General features: G+C 75.8%; 16 protein-coding genes. 9 read left to right on the forward strand and 7 right to left on the reverse strand.

What is annotated here, in order from left to right; translation table 11 throughout:
- Nucleotides 1-61: 61 nt before the first annotated feature.
- Complete coding sequence (locus tag JN535_RS21105) at nucleotides 62-196, reverse strand: hypothetical protein (RefSeq protein WP_275892125.1); 135 nt, start codon at nucleotides 194-196, stop codon at nucleotides 62-64.
- Between the two features lie 97 nt (nucleotides 197-293).
- Entirely contained in the window at nucleotides 294-1,730 is a 1,437-nt protein-coding gene (locus tag JN535_RS01345) for an NAD(P)/FAD-dependent oxidoreductase (RefSeq protein WP_205203180.1), read from the reverse strand.
- Between the two features lie 190 nt (nucleotides 1,731-1,920).
- Here JN535_RS01345 and JN535_RS20500 point away from each other — a divergent pair, with 190 nt between their 5' ends.
- Nucleotides 1,921-2,382: an Lrp/AsnC family transcriptional regulator gene (locus JN535_RS20500; protein ID WP_307868054.1), complete on the forward strand. Its 462-nt coding sequence runs from the start codon at nucleotides 1,921-1,923 to the stop codon at nucleotides 2,380-2,382.
- Nucleotides 2,383-2,387: 5 nt separating this feature from the next.
- Here the strand turns inward: JN535_RS20500 and JN535_RS01355 are convergent, their stop codons facing one another.
- Nucleotides 2,388-3,944 carry a class I adenylate-forming enzyme family protein gene (locus tag JN535_RS01355; protein ID WP_205201272.1) on the reverse strand — a complete coding sequence of 519 codons (1,557 nt, stop codon included), beginning with the start codon at nucleotides 3,942-3,944 and terminating at the stop codon, nucleotides 2,388-2,390.
- A gap of 149 nt (nucleotides 3,945-4,093) precedes the next feature.
- Between JN535_RS01355 and JN535_RS01360 the strand changes: the two genes are divergently transcribed.
- Nucleotides 4,094-4,789 carry a TetR/AcrR family transcriptional regulator gene (locus JN535_RS01360; RefSeq protein ID WP_205201274.1) on the forward strand — a complete coding sequence of 232 codons (696 nt, stop codon included), beginning with the start codon at nucleotides 4,094-4,096 and terminating at the stop codon, nucleotides 4,787-4,789.
- 67 nt (nucleotides 4,790-4,856) lie between these two features.
- Nucleotides 4,857-6,590 (forward strand): acyl-CoA dehydrogenase family protein, encoded by a 1,734-nt coding sequence (locus JN535_RS01365; protein WP_307868056.1) that lies wholly within the window; start codon nucleotides 4,857-4,859, stop codon nucleotides 6,588-6,590.
- Nucleotides 6,591-6,603: 13 nt separating this feature from the next.
- On the opposite strand, the gene JN535_RS01370 is transcribed toward JN535_RS01365, so the two are convergent.
- Together JN535_RS01370 and JN535_RS01375 are read right to left on the reverse strand one after the other, a co-directional pair.
- Nucleotides 6,604-7,251 (reverse strand): response regulator transcription factor, encoded by a 648-nt coding sequence (locus tag JN535_RS01370; RefSeq protein ID WP_205201276.1) that lies wholly within the window; start codon nucleotides 7,249-7,251, stop codon nucleotides 6,604-6,606.
- The gene (locus tag JN535_RS01375; RefSeq protein WP_205201278.1) at nucleotides 7,242-8,333 is read right to left on the reverse strand and encodes a sensor histidine kinase; all 1,092 of its coding nucleotides are present in this window, start codon (nucleotides 8,331-8,333) and stop codon (nucleotides 7,242-7,244) included. Before JN535_RS01375 ends, JN535_RS01370 begins: the two co-directional genes overlap by 10 nt.
- 188 nt (nucleotides 8,334-8,521) lie before the next feature.
- On the opposite strand from JN535_RS01375, the gene JN535_RS01380 reads away from it, so the two are divergent.
- From JN535_RS01380 to JN535_RS01405, 6 genes are all read left to right on the forward strand, one after another.
- Complete coding sequence (locus JN535_RS01380; protein ID WP_205201280.1) at nucleotides 8,522-9,235, forward strand: DedA family protein; 714 nt, start codon at nucleotides 8,522-8,524, stop codon at nucleotides 9,233-9,235.
- 10 nt (nucleotides 9,236-9,245) lie between these two features.
- Entirely contained in the window at nucleotides 9,246-9,686 is a 441-nt protein-coding gene (locus JN535_RS01385) for a phosphatase domain-containing protein (protein WP_205201282.1), read from the forward strand.
- Nucleotides 9,687-9,775: 89 nt separating this feature from the next.
- On the forward strand, nucleotides 9,776-10,351 hold the full coding sequence (locus tag JN535_RS01390) for a DUF4240 domain-containing protein (RefSeq protein ID WP_205201284.1): 576 nt from the start codon (nucleotides 9,776-9,778) through the stop codon (nucleotides 10,349-10,351).
- Between the two features lie 201 nt (nucleotides 10,352-10,552).
- The gene (locus JN535_RS01395) at nucleotides 10,553-10,858 is read left to right on the forward strand and encodes a hypothetical protein (protein WP_205201286.1); all 306 of its coding nucleotides are present in this window, start codon (nucleotides 10,553-10,555) and stop codon (nucleotides 10,856-10,858) included.
- Nucleotides 10,859-10,956: 98 nt separating this feature from the next.
- Nucleotides 10,957-11,496, forward strand: coding sequence for a SigE family RNA polymerase sigma factor (locus JN535_RS01400; protein WP_307868058.1), 540 nt, complete (start codon nucleotides 10,957-10,959; stop codon nucleotides 11,494-11,496).
- Nucleotides 11,493-12,179 carry a hypothetical protein gene (locus JN535_RS01405; RefSeq protein ID WP_205201290.1) on the forward strand — a complete coding sequence of 229 codons (687 nt, stop codon included), beginning with the start codon at nucleotides 11,493-11,495 and terminating at the stop codon, nucleotides 12,177-12,179. Before JN535_RS01400 ends, JN535_RS01405 begins: the two co-directional genes overlap by 4 nt.
- A 95-nt stretch (nucleotides 12,180-12,274) precedes the next feature.
- On the opposite strand, the gene JN535_RS01410 is transcribed toward JN535_RS01405, so the two are convergent.
- Both JN535_RS01410 and JN535_RS01415 read right to left on the reverse strand, forming a co-directional pair.
- The gene (locus tag JN535_RS01410) at nucleotides 12,275-13,663 is read right to left on the reverse strand and encodes an FAD-binding oxidoreductase (RefSeq protein WP_205201291.1); all 1,389 of its coding nucleotides are present in this window, start codon (nucleotides 13,661-13,663) and stop codon (nucleotides 12,275-12,277) included.
- A gap of 116 nt (nucleotides 13,664-13,779) precedes the next feature.
- Entirely contained in the window at nucleotides 13,780-14,577 is a 798-nt protein-coding gene (locus tag JN535_RS01415) for an alpha/beta hydrolase (protein ID WP_205201293.1), read from the reverse strand.
- Between the last annotated feature and the right edge of the window lie 53 nt (nucleotides 14,578-14,630).

Here is a 14,630-nt window from a genome sequence, read left to right on the forward strand (position 1 = left end):
CGCAAGACCCCTCGGGCACAGCCTCTGTGCCGCCGTCGCCGGGGCGGCTCCCGGCGCCCGGTCAGGACGTGCGGTCGAGCTCGAGGTTCGCGCGCGGGCCCGGCAGCCCCGACCCCGCGGTGAGGTGCGCGCGCACCGCGGCCGGCTCGCCGTCGAGCGCGCGCAGCGCGGCCCGGTGCTCCTCCCGCACGGTCATGACGACCACGCTGGCGGCGTCCCCGCCCGACAGGGTCTTTCGGCCGCGCTGGGCCGGCCCGGACCCGGGAGCCGTCCGAGGGCGCCCGCCGCCAGGCTCAGCGCAGCGGGTCGAACGCGCGGATCTCGTCGGGCGTCTCGCCGGTCGTCACGAGGCGGGCGAGCGCCCGGCCGGTCGCGGGCCCGAGCACCATGCCCCACATGCCGTGGCCGCCCGCGACGTAGACGCCGCGCGTGCGCGTCGCGCCGACGAGCGGCAGGCCGTCGGGCGTGACGGGGCGCGAGCCGACCCACTCGTCGTGCCGGTCGTCGAGGTCGACGCCCTGGAACAGGTGTCGCACGGACGCGAGGATGGCCTCGATCCGGCGCGGCTGGAGCGGCTCGTCGGGGCCGCGGAACTCCATGGTCCCCGCGACGCGGAACCGCCCCTGGTAGGGGGTGCACGCCACACGGCGCGCGGGGAGGTAGATCGGTGTCTCGACGGGCTCGTCGGTCTTCACGGTGAACGAGTAGCCGCGTCCGGCCTGCACGCGCGTGCGCACGCCGAGCGGCGCCGCCAGCGTCGGCAGCCACGCGCCGGTCGCGAGCACGACGGCGTCGCCGCGCAGCACGACGCCCTCCTCGCGGTCGGCGGGAGAGCCGGCCCGGCTCGGCGCCCCGGCGTCCGGCCCGACGCCGTCGGTGACCCCGGACCCGTCGCTCGCCCCGGCGCCCACGAGCGCGGGGTGCCGGGCGGCGTCGGGGTGCACGGCGCGCGCGAAGACGCACGCGCCGAGGCGGCCGGGCTCGACGTCGAGCACCTCGAGCCCGGTGAGGATCGTGCCGCCACGGGCGCGCACGGAGTCGGCGAGGGCGTGGACGAACGGTCCCGGCTCGAGGAAGCGCTGGCCTTCGAGCGCGTAGACCGTGGAGACGCGCTCGGTGAGCTGGTGCGCGCGCTCGCCGGCCTCGACGCGCCGGACGGGGACGGTCTGCCCGGCGGCGGCGACGTGCTCGAGCTCGCGCAGGAACGGCCGCGTCTCGCGCGCGTGCTCGAACGCGACGGTGAACGGCCCGGGCGTGGTGCCGGCCGCGACGCCGTGCCCGAGGCTGCCGCCCGCGGCGAGCTCGTCGAACGCGTCGAGCGCGACGCGGTCGATGGGGGTGAGGGCCGCCATCGCGCGGTCCCAGCGGGTCTGCGTCGCGTGCGCCATGAAGCGCGCGAAGAACGTCCACAGGCGCGGGTCGAACCGCAGCGGGACGTGCAGGGGAGCGGCGGGGTCGAGGAGGGCGCGCGGCCCGTACGTCCACAGGGACGGGTCGGCGAGCGGCATCGCCATGCCGGGCGTGAGCCACCCGGCGTTGCCCCACGACGACCCGGCGGCGACCCCCTCCCGGTCGACGACGGTGACCTCGACGCCCTGCTCCTGCAGGTGCCAGGCGGTGGCGAGGCCCACCATGCCGGCGCCGACGACGACCGCCGTGCGGGGGGCGCGGCCGGGCGACGCGGACCGCGCGTCGCGGGTGCGGGGACGGGTACGGGGGGTCGTGCTCACGCCGGGCTCCTTCGACCGACGCCCGCCTCGCGGGTGGCGAGGCGGGCGCGTGGCTGGCGTGCGACGGGATGGTGTCGCACGACTCCAGCGTGGTGGATCCTTCGGCGTGCGGCAAGATGTGCCGAAGGATCGTCGTCGTGCGTGGCGTCGATCGACCTCACCTTCGTCTGACCGCCGGAGGAGGCTCCTCGTGCCGAAGGATCTTCGACCCACCGTCCTGGACGACGTCGACCGCCGCATCCTCGACGTCCTCGCCACGGACGCGCGCGCCACGAACGCGGCCATCGCCGCCCGCGTCGGCATCGCCGCGTCGACGTGCCACGCGCGCGTGCGTGCCCTCGTGGACCGCGGCGTGATCCGCGGCTTCCGGGCCGACGTCGACCCGGCCGCGCTCGGCCGCGGGCTCGAGGCGCTCATCGCGATCCGGCTCCAGGCAGGGGCGCGCAAGGGCCTCGAGGCGTTCCGCGACTACCTGCTCACGCTGCCCGACGTCGAGGGCGTCTTCTTCGTCACCGGCGACCGCGACTTCCTCCTGCACGTCGCCGTCGCCGACTCCGACGCCCTGCGCGACCTGGTCTCCAAGACGCTCAGCGTCCGGCCCGAGGTCGCGGGGACCAGCACGACCGTGATCTTCGAGCACGCGCGCCCCTGAGCGTGTCAGACGGCGGGCGCCCCCTCCCGGACCCGCGAGCGCAGCACGTGCTTGGTGAGCTTGCCGGACGGGTTGCGGGGGAGCTCGGTGACGAGCACGACGTCGCGCGGCACCTTGTAGCGCGCGAGCCGGTCGGCGAGGAACGCGCGCAGCGAGTCGAGCGTCGGCTCGGCGCCCGGCGCGGGGACGACGAACGCGACGACCGTCTCGCCCCAGTCGGCGTGCGGGCGGCCGACGACGGCGACGTCGGCGACCTCGGGCGACCCGCGCAGCGCCTCCTCGACCTCCTGGGAGTAGACGTTCTCGCCGCCCGTGATGATGACGTCCTTGAGCCGGTCGACGATGAAGAGGTACCCGTCCTCGTCGACGCGCACGACGTCGCCGGTGCGGTACCAGTCGCCGACGAGCACGGCCTCGGTCGCCTCGGGGTCGTCGAGGTAGCCGACCATCCGGGTGTCCGACCGCAGCCAGATCTCGCCGGTGCCGCCCGGGCCGACGTCGTTCCCGTCGAGGTCGACGACGCGCACGTCCACGCCGGGCATCCCCGCGTGGCCGATCGAGCCGGCCTTGCGCTCCTGGTCGGCCGGGCCGAGCGCGGTGCCGACCGGCCCCATCTCGCTCATGCCGTAGACCTGGTGCAGCTCGCCCGGGTAGGCGGCGCGGATCGCCCGCACGGTGTCGGCGCCGACGGGCGCGCCACCGGCGAGCCACAGCCGCGCGCTCGACAGGTCGAACGTCGAGAGGTCGATGCCCTGCGCGGCCGCGACCTGGAGCGGCGCGACGTACGCGATGGGCGCGCCGAAGAAGGCGGTCGTGCGCTCCGCGGCGACCGTCCGCAGCATCTCGATCGGGTGGTACTCGCGCAGCAGCACCGTCGTCCCGCCGAGGAACACCATCGACAGGAACCAGTTGTTGAGCGGCGACGCGTGCCAGATCGGCATGGCGAGGAGGAAGCGGTCGTCCGCGCGCAGCCCGACGGCGGCCGTCGTGTACGCCGCGACCGAGCTCAGCCCGCGGTGGGTGTGCTCGCAGCCCTTGGGGGCCGCCGTCGTGCCGGACGTGTAGAGCACCTGGGCGATGGTGTCCTGGTCGGGCGGGACGCCGTCCCACGGCGTCGCCGCCGCGACGAGGCGGTCGAAGTCGTCACGCTCGTCCGTCGACCCTGCGTCCGGCCCGACGGCGTCCGCCTCCGTCCACAGCCACCGGACCGCGGGCGCCGCGGCCGTGACGACGGGTGCGAGCGAGGCGTCGGCCACGCCCAGCGCGGCGCCGCCGTGCGCGACGAGTCGCGCGACCTCCGGCGCCTGGAGCTTGTGGTTGACGGGGACGAGCACGGCGCCCGCGCGCCACAGCCCGAACGCCGCGACGACGAAGCCGGGGGTGTTGAACGTCATCACGGTGACGCGGTCGCCGGGGCGCACCCCGGCGTCGCGGAACACCGCGGCGGCGCGGCGCGCGGCGTCGTCCAGCTCGGCGTACGTGAGCCGGCGCTCGCTTAGCACGAGCGCCTCCTTCGCGGGGACCTTGCGTGCCGTGCTCTCCAGCATGCTGGCCAGGTGCATGTCGTCCTCCTCGACGTCGTGCCGGCGTCACCCTCGACGCCGTCTCGGCGGCCCGGCCGGAGCCGGTACCGTGATGGATTGAACCATGATTCAATTCTTGATGGGAAGCCGCGACGGTGCGGTGCACCCTCGACGACGACGGAGGAACCGTGCCCTACCGCGAGACGCCCGCCACGCGGGCCGCCCGTGAGCGCAAGCGCGAGGCGCTGCTCGACGCGGCGCGCGCGATCGTCGCCGAGCACGGCTTCGCGGGCGCGAGCGTGCAGGCGCTCGCCGCGCGCGCCGGGGTCAGCACCGGCGGCGTCTACTCCTACTTCCCCACCAAGGCCGACCTGCTCGTGGCCGTGTTCCGGCAGGCGGCCGACGTCGAGCTCGAGGCGGTGCGGGCCGCTGCGTCGGCACGTGCGGACGACCCGCCCGGCGGGACGACCGTCGCGCGCCTCGGCCGCGCCGTCGACACGTTCGCGCGGCGCGCGCTGCGCGGCCCGACGCTCGCGTGGGCGTTGCTGCTGGAGCCGGTCGACCCGGCCGTGGACGCCGCGCGCCTGGAGTACCGGCGCGCGTACGCGGAGACGTTCGCGGAGGTCGTGCGCGCCGGCGTCGACACGGGGGAGATCCCCGACCAGGACGTCGCGGTCGTCGCGACCGCCCTCGTCGGCGCGATCGGCGAGTCGCTCACCGGTCCGCTCTCCCCGCTCGCGGGCGGCGGGCCGACCGCGTCCGACGGAACGGTCCCCACCGAGGCGCGGGACGCCGTCGTCGCGACGATCCTGCGCTTCTGCCTGGGCGCGGTCGGCGCCCTGGCCGGCGCGCGAGTCGACCCGACCACGTCCGAGCCGACCTGAGCTCCGACCCCGCCGCACCACCGCACGGCGCAGCCCCGAGCCACCCGCAGAGCCGCAGGAGGACACCGTGACCCCCACCGACACCGCACCGACGACGACCACCGCCCCGGCCACCGCTCCGGCGGACCCCGCCGCGCGTCCGGCGCCGCACGTCACGCACCGCGTGACGAACCAGCCTCCGGAACGCGTGGGCGTCAACGAGTACCTCGACCACCCCGTGCTGCGCGAGGCCGTGCACGCCTACGGCGGCGCGTGGGGCGAGGACCGGCTCGTCGAGGTGGGCGCGCTCGTCGGGTCGGGGGACTTCCAGCGCGCGGCCGAGCTCGCGAACGACCACGAGCCGGTGCTGCGCACGCACGACCGCCGCGGGAACCGCGTCGACGAGGTCGAGTACCACCCGGCGTACCACGAGGTGATCGGGGCGGCGGTCGCGCACGGCGCGCACACGAGCGCGTGGGCGGAGCCGGGCCCGGGGGCGAACGTCGTGCGGGGCGCGGTGTTCTCGCTGTTCGCGCAGGTCGAGCCGGGGCACGCGTGCCCGGTCTCCATGACGCACGCGGCGGTACCCTCGTTGCGGCACGCGCCGTCGCTCGCCGCGCTGTGGGAGCCGCGCCTGCTCTCGCGCGGGTACGACGGCGCCCTCGCGGCCCCGGGCAGCAAGCCCGGCGCGCTCGTCGGCATGGCGATGACGGAGAAGCAGGGCGGCTCGGACGTGCGCGCGAACGCGACGACGGCCGTGCCCGCCGGGGCGGACGGGGCGTACCTGCTGACCGGGCACAAGTGGTTCTGCTCGGCGCCGATGTCGGACGCGTTCCTCGTGCTCGCGCAGATCCCGGGCGGCGCAGGAACGGGCGCGCCGTCGTGCTTCCTCGTGCCGCGCGTGCTGGAGGACGGGACACGCAACGTGTTCCGCATCCAGCGGCTCAAGGAGAAGCTGGGCAACCGGTCGAACGCGTCGTCGGAGATCGAGCTCGACGGCACCGTCGGGTTCCTCGTCGGGGAGCCCGGGCGCGGCGTCCGGACGATCATCGAGATGGTGTCGCGCACGCGGCTCGACTGCGTGCACGGCTCGGCCGCGGGGATGCGGCAGGCCGTGACCGAGGCCCTGTGGCACGCGCGGCACCGCAGCGCGTTCGGCGCGGCGCTCGTCGACCAGCCCGCCATGACCGCGGTGCTCGCCGACCTCGCGCTCGAGTCCGAGGCCGCGACCCTCACGTCCGTGCGCCTCGCCGCCGCGCACGACGGCGAGTCCGAGCACGACCGCGCGTTCCGCCGCCTCGCGACGGCCGTGAGCAAGTACTGGGTGTGCAAGCGCGGGCCGCACCACGCGTACGAGGCGATGGAGTGCCTGGGCGGCAACGGCTACACGGAGGCGTTCCCGCTCGCGCGCCGCTACCGCGAGCAGCCGGTCATGGCGATCTGGGAGGGGTCGGGCAACGTCATCGCGCTCGACGTGCTGCGCGCCATGGGCCGGGAGCCCGCCTCCGTCGCGGCGTTCGAGGCGGAGCTCGCCACGACGGCGGGCGCGCACCCCGTCCTCGACGCGCACGTCGCGCGCACGCGCCGCCTGCTCGCCGAGGTCGCGGGGTCCGACGCCGCGGCGCAGCAGGCGCGGGCCCGCCGTGTCGTGGAGTCGCTCGCGCTCGCGCTCCAGGGGTCGCTCCTGGTGCGGCACGCGCCGTCGGCCACGGCGGACGCGTTCGTCGCGGCACGCCTCGGGGAGGACCGCGGCCACGGGTACGGCGTCCTGCCGCGCGGCACCGGCGCGCACGCGATCCTCGCGCGGCACGCGGGCGCGTGACCCGGCGTCGTCGTCAGCCCTGGAGATAGTGCAGGACCGCGAGCACGCGGCGGCTGTACCCGCCGACGGCGTCGAGCCCGAGCTTCGTGAAGATCGCGTTGCCGTGCTTCTCGACCGCCGAGAGCGACAGGTGCAGCGCGGCCGCGATCCCGGCGTTCGTCCGGCCCTCGGCCATGAGGCGCAGGACGTCGTGCTCGCGCTGCGTCAGCCGCGACAACGGGTCGGTGCGGGAGGTGTCCGCGAAGAGCTGGCGGACGACCTCCGGGTCGACGACGAAGTCGCCGGCGTCGACGCGTCGCAACGCGTCCAGGAGCTCCGAGACCCGCATCACGCGGTCCTTGAGCAGGTAGCCGACCCCTGCGCCGTCGCTCGTGACGAGGTCGCGCGTCGGCTCGGCCTCGACGTACTGCGAGAGGACGAGCACGCCGACGCCGGGGAAGCGGCGCCGCACCTCGATCGCGGCCCGGATCCCCTCGTCGGTGTGGGTCGGGGGCATCCGCGCGTCGAGCAGCACGACGTCCGGCGCGGGACGACGGCCGAGCAGGGCGAGGAGCTCGTCGGCGTCGCCGACGGCGGCGTCGACCGTGACGCCCTCGTCCAGGAGCAGGGCCCGCAGGCCCTCGCGCAGGAGGGCGGAGTCCTCGGCGATCATCACGCGCACGGCAGCACCGCCGTCACCGTGGTCGGCCCGCCGGGCGGGCTGTCCACGTCGAGCGAGCCGCCGAGCGCCGCCGCCCGGGCCGCGAGCCCTGCGAGCCCCCGGCCCGCCGCGGTGCTCGCCCCGCCCACCCCGTCGTCGGTGATCGTGGCCGTGACGACCCCGTCGTCCGCGGCGACCGTGACCGTGGTCCGGCTCGCGCGCGCGTGCTTCGCGACGTTGGCGAGCGCCTCGGCGACCACGTAGAACGCGCACGCCTCCACCTCCGGCCGCGGGCGACCGTCGAGGCGGTAGTCGAGGTGCGCCGGCGGCGTGGCCCGTGACGCGAGGCGCGCGAGGACCGGCCGCAGCCCCCGGGTGTCGAGCACAGAGGGGTGCACCCGCCACGCGACGTCGCGGACGGCGGCGAGCACGCGGGACGCCTCGTCGGCGGCGTCGGCGAGCAGCCGGTCGCGCGCCGCGGGGTCCGTGGCCCGCCGACCGCGGTCGAGCAGCATGCCGAGCGCGACCACCTGCTGCTGGACGCCGTCGTGCAGGTCGCGCTCGACCCGACGACGCTCCGCCTCGACGGCCGCGACGATGTCCGAGCGCGAGGCCGTGAGGGCCTCGACCTGGGCCAGGAGCCGCGTGCGGTCCTCCGTGCCCAGCAGCCGGCTCGCCGTCGAGCGCTCGAGCGCCGCGGAACCGACGAGACCCATGACCGCCAGGTAGAGCAGGATCCCGCCCGGGACGACGGCGGACAGGACGGTGAGCCCCGTCGTCGGTTCGCTGTCGTCGTCGGCGAGCGCCGGCACGCGCAGGTCGAACGCCCAGGACGCGACCATGAGGGCGGCCGCCACCGCTCCGTAGGCGAGCAGGAGGCCGATCCCGGCGGTGAGCAGGCCGACGGCGAGGCGCGCGGTGAGGTACCGCAGCGGTCGGCCGGCGCCGTCCGGGGTGTCGGTGCGCCAGGCGAACCACCGCGCGAGGCGCCGCGTGTGCACCTGCACCGCGGCGGCGACGAGCCGGTCGCGCCGCGCGGCGACCCGGGCGGACCGGGCGAACGGGGCGGCCGCGGCGGCGGCGAGCAGCGTCGCCGCGTCCATCGGGACGAGGCACACCCCGACCGCGACGCCGTACGACGCGCGGCGCTCGGCTGGGCACGCGACTCACCCTAGTCAGGCGCGGCCGGGGACGGACTGCGGGAAACCGCACCTCGTGGTGCGGGAGGCCGTCGCGGGTCGTGCGCGACACCGCGTACCGGCGCGGCTCGTGCCTTCCTAGCGTCGTCGGCATGACCTTCTCCTCGACGGCCGTCCTCGCGGCCGAGTCCCCCGGCACCGGTCCGATCTCCCGCATCACCGACTGGGCGGTGAGCCTCATGGAGTCCCTCGGCGCGCCGGGCGCGGGCGTCGCGGCGGCGCTGGAGAACCTCTTCCCGCCGATCCCGAGCGAGGTGATCCTGCCGCTCGCCGGGTTCACGGCCGCACAGGGGCGTCTCGGTCTGCTCGAGGCGATCCTGTGGACGACGGCCGGCTCCGTCGTCGGGGCGCTCCTCCTCTACGGGCTCGGCGCCGCACTCGGTGCCGACCGGCTCCGCGCCGTCGCCGCGCGCCTGCCGCTCGTGCGGGTCGAGGACGTGGACACGGCCGAGGCGTGGTTCGCCCGGTACGGGACGACCGCGGTCCTCGTCGGGCGCGTCATCCCCATCGTGCGCAGCCTGATCTCGATCCCGGCCGGCGTCGAGCGCATGCCCCTGGGGCGCTTCCTCGTCCTCACGGTGCTCGGCAGCGGCGTGTGGAACACCGCGCTCGTCCTGCTCGGCTACGGTCTCGGTGAGCGGTGGCCCGAGATCGAGGCCGCGATCGGGACGTACCAGAAGGGCGTCCTCGCCGTCGTCGCGGTGCTCGCGGTGGCGTACGTCGTCCACCTGCTGCGCCGCCGCGTGCGTGCCGACGCGGGCACGTGGCGGTCCGACGGCGCACCGCGTCGGCACGCACGCCGGTGAGGAGGAACGCATGGGGACGTGGGAGCGAGGCGACGGGGTCGTGGAGCTGCCCGACGGGCGCCGGGTGCGGGGCCGCGGTCTCCGGTCGGGGCCACCCGGGCCGGACGACGTGCCGGAGCTCGGCGTCTACCTCACCGGGACGCCGCCGCCGGCCACGGTGTGGGAGTCGCGCTGGGTCCGGTGGCCGGACTTCGCGCTGCCGCGGTCCACGCCGGACGCCGTCGCCGTGCTGCGCGAGGCCTACGATCGGGCCCCCGACGAGCGCGTCGAGATCGCGTGCGGGGGCGGGACCGGTCGCACCGGCACGGCGCTCGCGCTGCTCGCCGTCTGGGGCGGCGTCCGGCCCGACGACGCCGTCGCCTGGGTTCGCGCGCACTACCGGCCCCGCGCCGTCGAGACGCCGTGGCAGCGCCGCTGGGTGCGGCGCTCCGGGGCCCGGACGGTCGCGTAGCGGTGGACCGACCCTGGTCCGCAGGCGGGCCGATCGGAGCGTCGAGCACCGGGCACGAGCTGTGGGTGCCGGGCCGTACCGTCCGCGCCATGGATCGAGAGACCTTCTGGCAGATCGTCGACACGGCTCGCGAGCGGGCGGGCGCCGGCGCCGACGACCGCGGACCCGAGGACGACCCGCTGCCCGACGCCCTGACCGACCTCCTCGTCGAGCGGCTGAGCCCGGACGAGATCCTCGCGTTCGCCGACGTCGCCGGTGCCGTGGCGCGCGACGCCTACGCGTGGCCGGTGTGGGGAGCGGCGTACCTCGTCGAGGGCGGGTGCGGCGACGACGGATTCATGGACTTCCGCGACGGGCTCGTCCTCGCGGGCCGTGCGACGTTCGAGCGCGCGGTCGCCGACCCGGACTCGCTCGCCGACCACCCCGTGGTCGCGGCGATGGCCGACGGCGGCTCGCCGTGGTTCGGGTACGAGTCCCTCGAATGGCTCGTCGGCGATGCCTGGGCGCGCGCGACGGGTGAGGACCGCGCGGCGTATCTCGCGGCGCGCGAGCGGACGTCGTCGGGGCACGCCCACCCCGAGCCCGCGGGCGAGCGGTGGGACTTCGACGACGACGAGGAGAACGCGCGCCGTCTCCCGCGGCTCGCCGCCCTGTTCGCGGTGTGAGACCTCGCCGTGTCGATCGACGCGCGGTCGGTCGGCAACGGCCCCACCTATCGGCTGGTCCGAGGCTGAGAGACTGCCGGGGTGGGAGATGACGAGGGGGCATCGACGCGACGGGGCGCCGTTCCTGCGCGGCGCGACGGTGACAGCTCGCCCCTGGACGGAGAGGCCCCGAGAGTGCATCCGGTGCTCACGACGTCCGAGATGCGTCGACGACGAGACCGGGCAGCCGCGGGAGCGCTCGTCGCCTTCCTCGGGCTCGTCCTCGCCGTGGTGCCCGCGGGTATCGCGTTCATCCTCGGTGCCGACGCCAACAGTGACACGTGCGTGGACGCGTTCGGCGACCCGTGCCGCACGGCGCCGCAGGCCTTCGGCGTGATGGTCGGTCTCCTCGTGGCGCCGCTGCTTCTGGGGCTGGCGATCGCCCGCCCCCGTCGCACACGCGTGTGGATCGTCGCGACGCTCGGAGCGGCGCTCGTGCTCTTCGTCGTCCTGTTGATCGCGACCTGAATCACCTCACGACTCGACGCCGGTGCGATGCGTCTCAACCCGTGGGCCGAGTCGTGCGTTGTCCTGGGTGATCGGGAGGGTCGATGGTGGAGGTGCGGGTGGAGCAGGGGGCCGGGTCGGGCGACGTCGAGGCGTACCTTCCCCTCGCGGTGGGCGACCGGTCTCCGGCGGTCGAGTTCGAGGTGTTCGTGCGCGACTCGGCGAGGGCGCTGGCCACGACGGCGTACCTGCTGGTCGGCGAGCGGCACCGGGCCGAGGAGCTGACGCAGCAGGCCTTCGAGCGCGTGTGGCGGGCGTGGCCGCGGGCGCGCCAGGACCCGCTGCCGTACGCGCGGCGGGTGCTGGTGAACCTGCGGGTCGACCACTGGCGCCGACGGCGGCGTGAGCATCTCGTCGAGGCCGTGCCCGAGCGCGCGCACGCAGCGGGAGACGACGCCGTGGTGCTGCGCGACGAGCTCGTGCGCGCGCTGATGACCCTGCCGCCGCGCCAGCGTCGGATCGTCGTGCTGCGTCATCTGCTGGACCTCTCGGTCGAACAGGTCAGTGCCGAGCTGGGCGTCACGCCCGGCACCGTCAAGGCTTCCGCGTCGCGCGGCCTCGCCGCGCTGCGCGTCGTGCTGGGAGAGGAGCACCCGTGAACGACGACGACCTCGCCGCCGCGCTGCGCGACCGGCTGCGCGCCGCCCCGCTCGACCCGGACCTCGATCCTGCGAAGGTCCTCACCCGTGCCCGGCGGGCCCGTACGCGCCGCCGAGTCGGCATGGTCAGCGGGTCCGTGGTGGCTCTGGTCGCGGTGGCTGCTCTGGTCGTGCCCGCAGCGCTCGGGGCGTCGGGCACGGACCCCAGCGACCGCCCGGACCCTGTCATGCCAGGTGGCCCGAGCGATCCTTCGAGCCCCGGCCTCAGCACGAGTGACCCGGAGCCGTCCACGCCCGCGCGCGACACGAACGGCGTCCGGGTCTGCGGGAACCACGTGGCACAGTCCAGCGGGAACACGGTGACCCAGTACGAGCCCGACGGCACGACGTACGAGGTCGGCGGGCTCGAGGGCTGGTGGAACTCGATCCCCGCCGACACCGACGGCAGCTACCTGCCCGTCGAAGAGTGGCCCCAGCAGATCCTCGACCACCCCGCGACCGCCACCGTCGAGACCGTCAGCGGCACCGTCCTCGAGTCCTTCGACCGGCGCACCTGCCGACCCGTCGAGGACTACGTCCCCCCGCCGGCCGAGACGCTGCCCGCCGACGCCATCGTCGTCCTGGACGCCCAGACCGGCGAGGTCCTTGCCGAGCAGGCGCTCAACACCCCGACCACGCCGTAGACCCGGCCTGAGACGACACCCCGCGACCGCGGACATGCCCCGCACGACACGGTGCCCGTCGAGTCGCCTCCCCCCGTTGCCGGGGGGCGACGACGTCACACGCGCCAGGCGAAGAGACCTGTGGGGTCGTAGGCCGACCGTACGGACGCGAGCCGCGCCGCGGTCTCCGGGGACCAGGCCCGCGCGAGCGTCTCGTCCGTCCACGGCCCGGGCAGGAAGTTGATGTTGGTCTCCGACGCGGCCCACGGCTGCGACCACTGCGAGAAGGCGGCCGCCGCCTGGATCATGTCCGGCACGCGCGGCGGGTTCACGCCGACCAGGCCGAGCAGGAACCCGGCAGTCCGACCGCCCGCGGCCGAGCCGCCGGGGACGTCGCGGGCGCCGGCCCCGCCGACGTGGCGCAGCTCCGCGGCGACGAACGGCGAGCCGCTGCCAGGCCCGAGCTCGGCGAGGAACCGGTCGAGGAACGCCGCGTCGACCTCGCGGAGCCCGGCGCCGAAGACCCACGACGGACCGGCGTCCTCGGGGTCGGAGTGGATCGACGCGACCGCGGTCGTGGGGATCTCGGCCACCGCGTCGGTCAGGACGGGAGCGAGGGCCCGCAGCGGCGCGGCCAGACGCTCGCCCTCCGCGGCGTCGCCCGGGTAGGCGAACCGCAGGTTGAGCACGGTCCGTCCGCGCAGGTGCTCCGGGATGAACGGCAGGTCCGGGAGGGCGAGCACGGCGACGGAGGTCGTGACGTCGTCGGGCGCGGTCGCGGTCCAGTCGACCCAGCCGCGCAGGACGTCCTCGACGTGCGGGGTGTCGAACGTGAGCGCCCCCGCGTACAGGGTGCGCAGCGGCGCGAGCTCGACGTCCACGCGCGTCACCACGCCCAGGCCGCCCTTGCCGCCGCGCAGCGCCCAGAACAGGTCCGGCTCGGAGTCCGCGCTCGCCTCGACGACCGAGCCGTCGGCCAGCACGACCCGGAAGCCGCGGACCCAGTCCGTCGTGAGCCCGTGGCTGCGCGTGAGCGGACCGAACCCGCCGCCGAGCGTGTAGCCGACGACGCCGACGCCCGTGGACGACCCCGTGACGGGGAGCAGCCCGTGCTCCGCCGCCGCCTCGACCACGGTCTTCCAGCGCGTGCCCGCGGCGATGCGCGCGATCCGGGTCTCCGGGTCGAGCTCGACGCCCGCGAGGTCGCTCGTGCCGATCACCAGGCCGTCGGTGATCGGGGACGACTGGCCGTGGCCCGTCGCGTGGGCCCGCACGCGCAGCCCGTGGTGGGCCGCGAACCGCACGGCCTCCACGACGTCGGCCTCCGTGGCGGCGAGCACCGCGAGGTCGGGGTCGTGCGTGACGAGCGTGCTGTGGGCGGCGACGGCCTCCGCGGCGGTCGGGCCGCCGTCGGGCAGGTCGCCCCGGGCGAGGACGCGGCCCGTGACGCGGTCGCGCAGCGCGGCGACCTCGGTGGGCGGGAGCGTGGTGGCAGCGGTGGTCATGGTGGAGGTCCCCTTCGTCGCGGTGTGCGCGTCTCGACGCCAGGTGCGGTCACCCGGACGACGACGCACGGGCACGGTGTGTGACACGTGCCCCGAGGGGTAGGGAGGGCGCGACGTCAGGTTCGTGGCGTCCCGGGCAGCGGCAGCCAGTCGAGGACGTCCTGGATCGTGCGGTCCCAGAAGCCCCACTCGTGCGTCCCGGGCGAGAACTCCGACCGCAGCGCGACGCCCGACTCATCGGCCACGCGCTCGAACGCTCTGTTGCCATCGACGAGGAAGTCCTCCGTCCCGCACGCGAGGAACAGGTCCGGCAGGTCCGCGGTGCGCCCCTCGGCGGCGGCCCGGCGCAGCAGCGCGAGCAGGTCGTCGTCCGTGCCGGCGATCTCGCGGTCACCGAACACGCGCTCGATGTCCGGCAGGCGGCGCTCGCGGTACGACTCGTCGGCGAGGTCGAGGACCCCGGACAGGCTCGCCGCCGCCGCGAACCGCTCGGGGTGCCGCAGCGCCCACCGGAACGCGCCGTAGCCGCCCATCGAGAGCCCGGCGACGAAGGTGTCCTCGCGCCGCGACGACACCCGGAAGAACTGGTCGACCAGGCTCGGCAGCTCCTCCGACAGGAAAGTCCAGTACCGGTGCCCGTGCAGCTCGTCGGCGTAGAAGCTGCGCTCCACGCGCGGCATGACGACGGCCAGCCCCCGGTCGGCGACGTACCGCTCGATCGACGTCCGGCGCGTCCAGATCGTCTCGTCGTCGCTCATGCCGTGCAGCAGGTAGAGCACCGGCGCGCCCTCGGCGCGGGCGCTCGCGGACCCGGCCATGCCGATCTGGGTCGTCGTGGCCTGCGGGAGCACGACGGTCATGGTCGTGCTCACCTCGAGCACGTCGGAGTAGAAGGAGCAGCGGACGAGGGCCACGGGGTCGCCTCCAGGGGTCGTTCGGGTCGCCCGGGCGTGTGCCCGACGGCGCC

The sequence above is a fragment of the Cellulosimicrobium cellulans genome, from assembly GCF_016921195.1.
GTDB classification, from domain to species: Bacteria; Actinomycetota; Actinomycetes; order Actinomycetales; family Cellulomonadaceae; genus Cellulosimicrobium; species Cellulosimicrobium cellulans_F.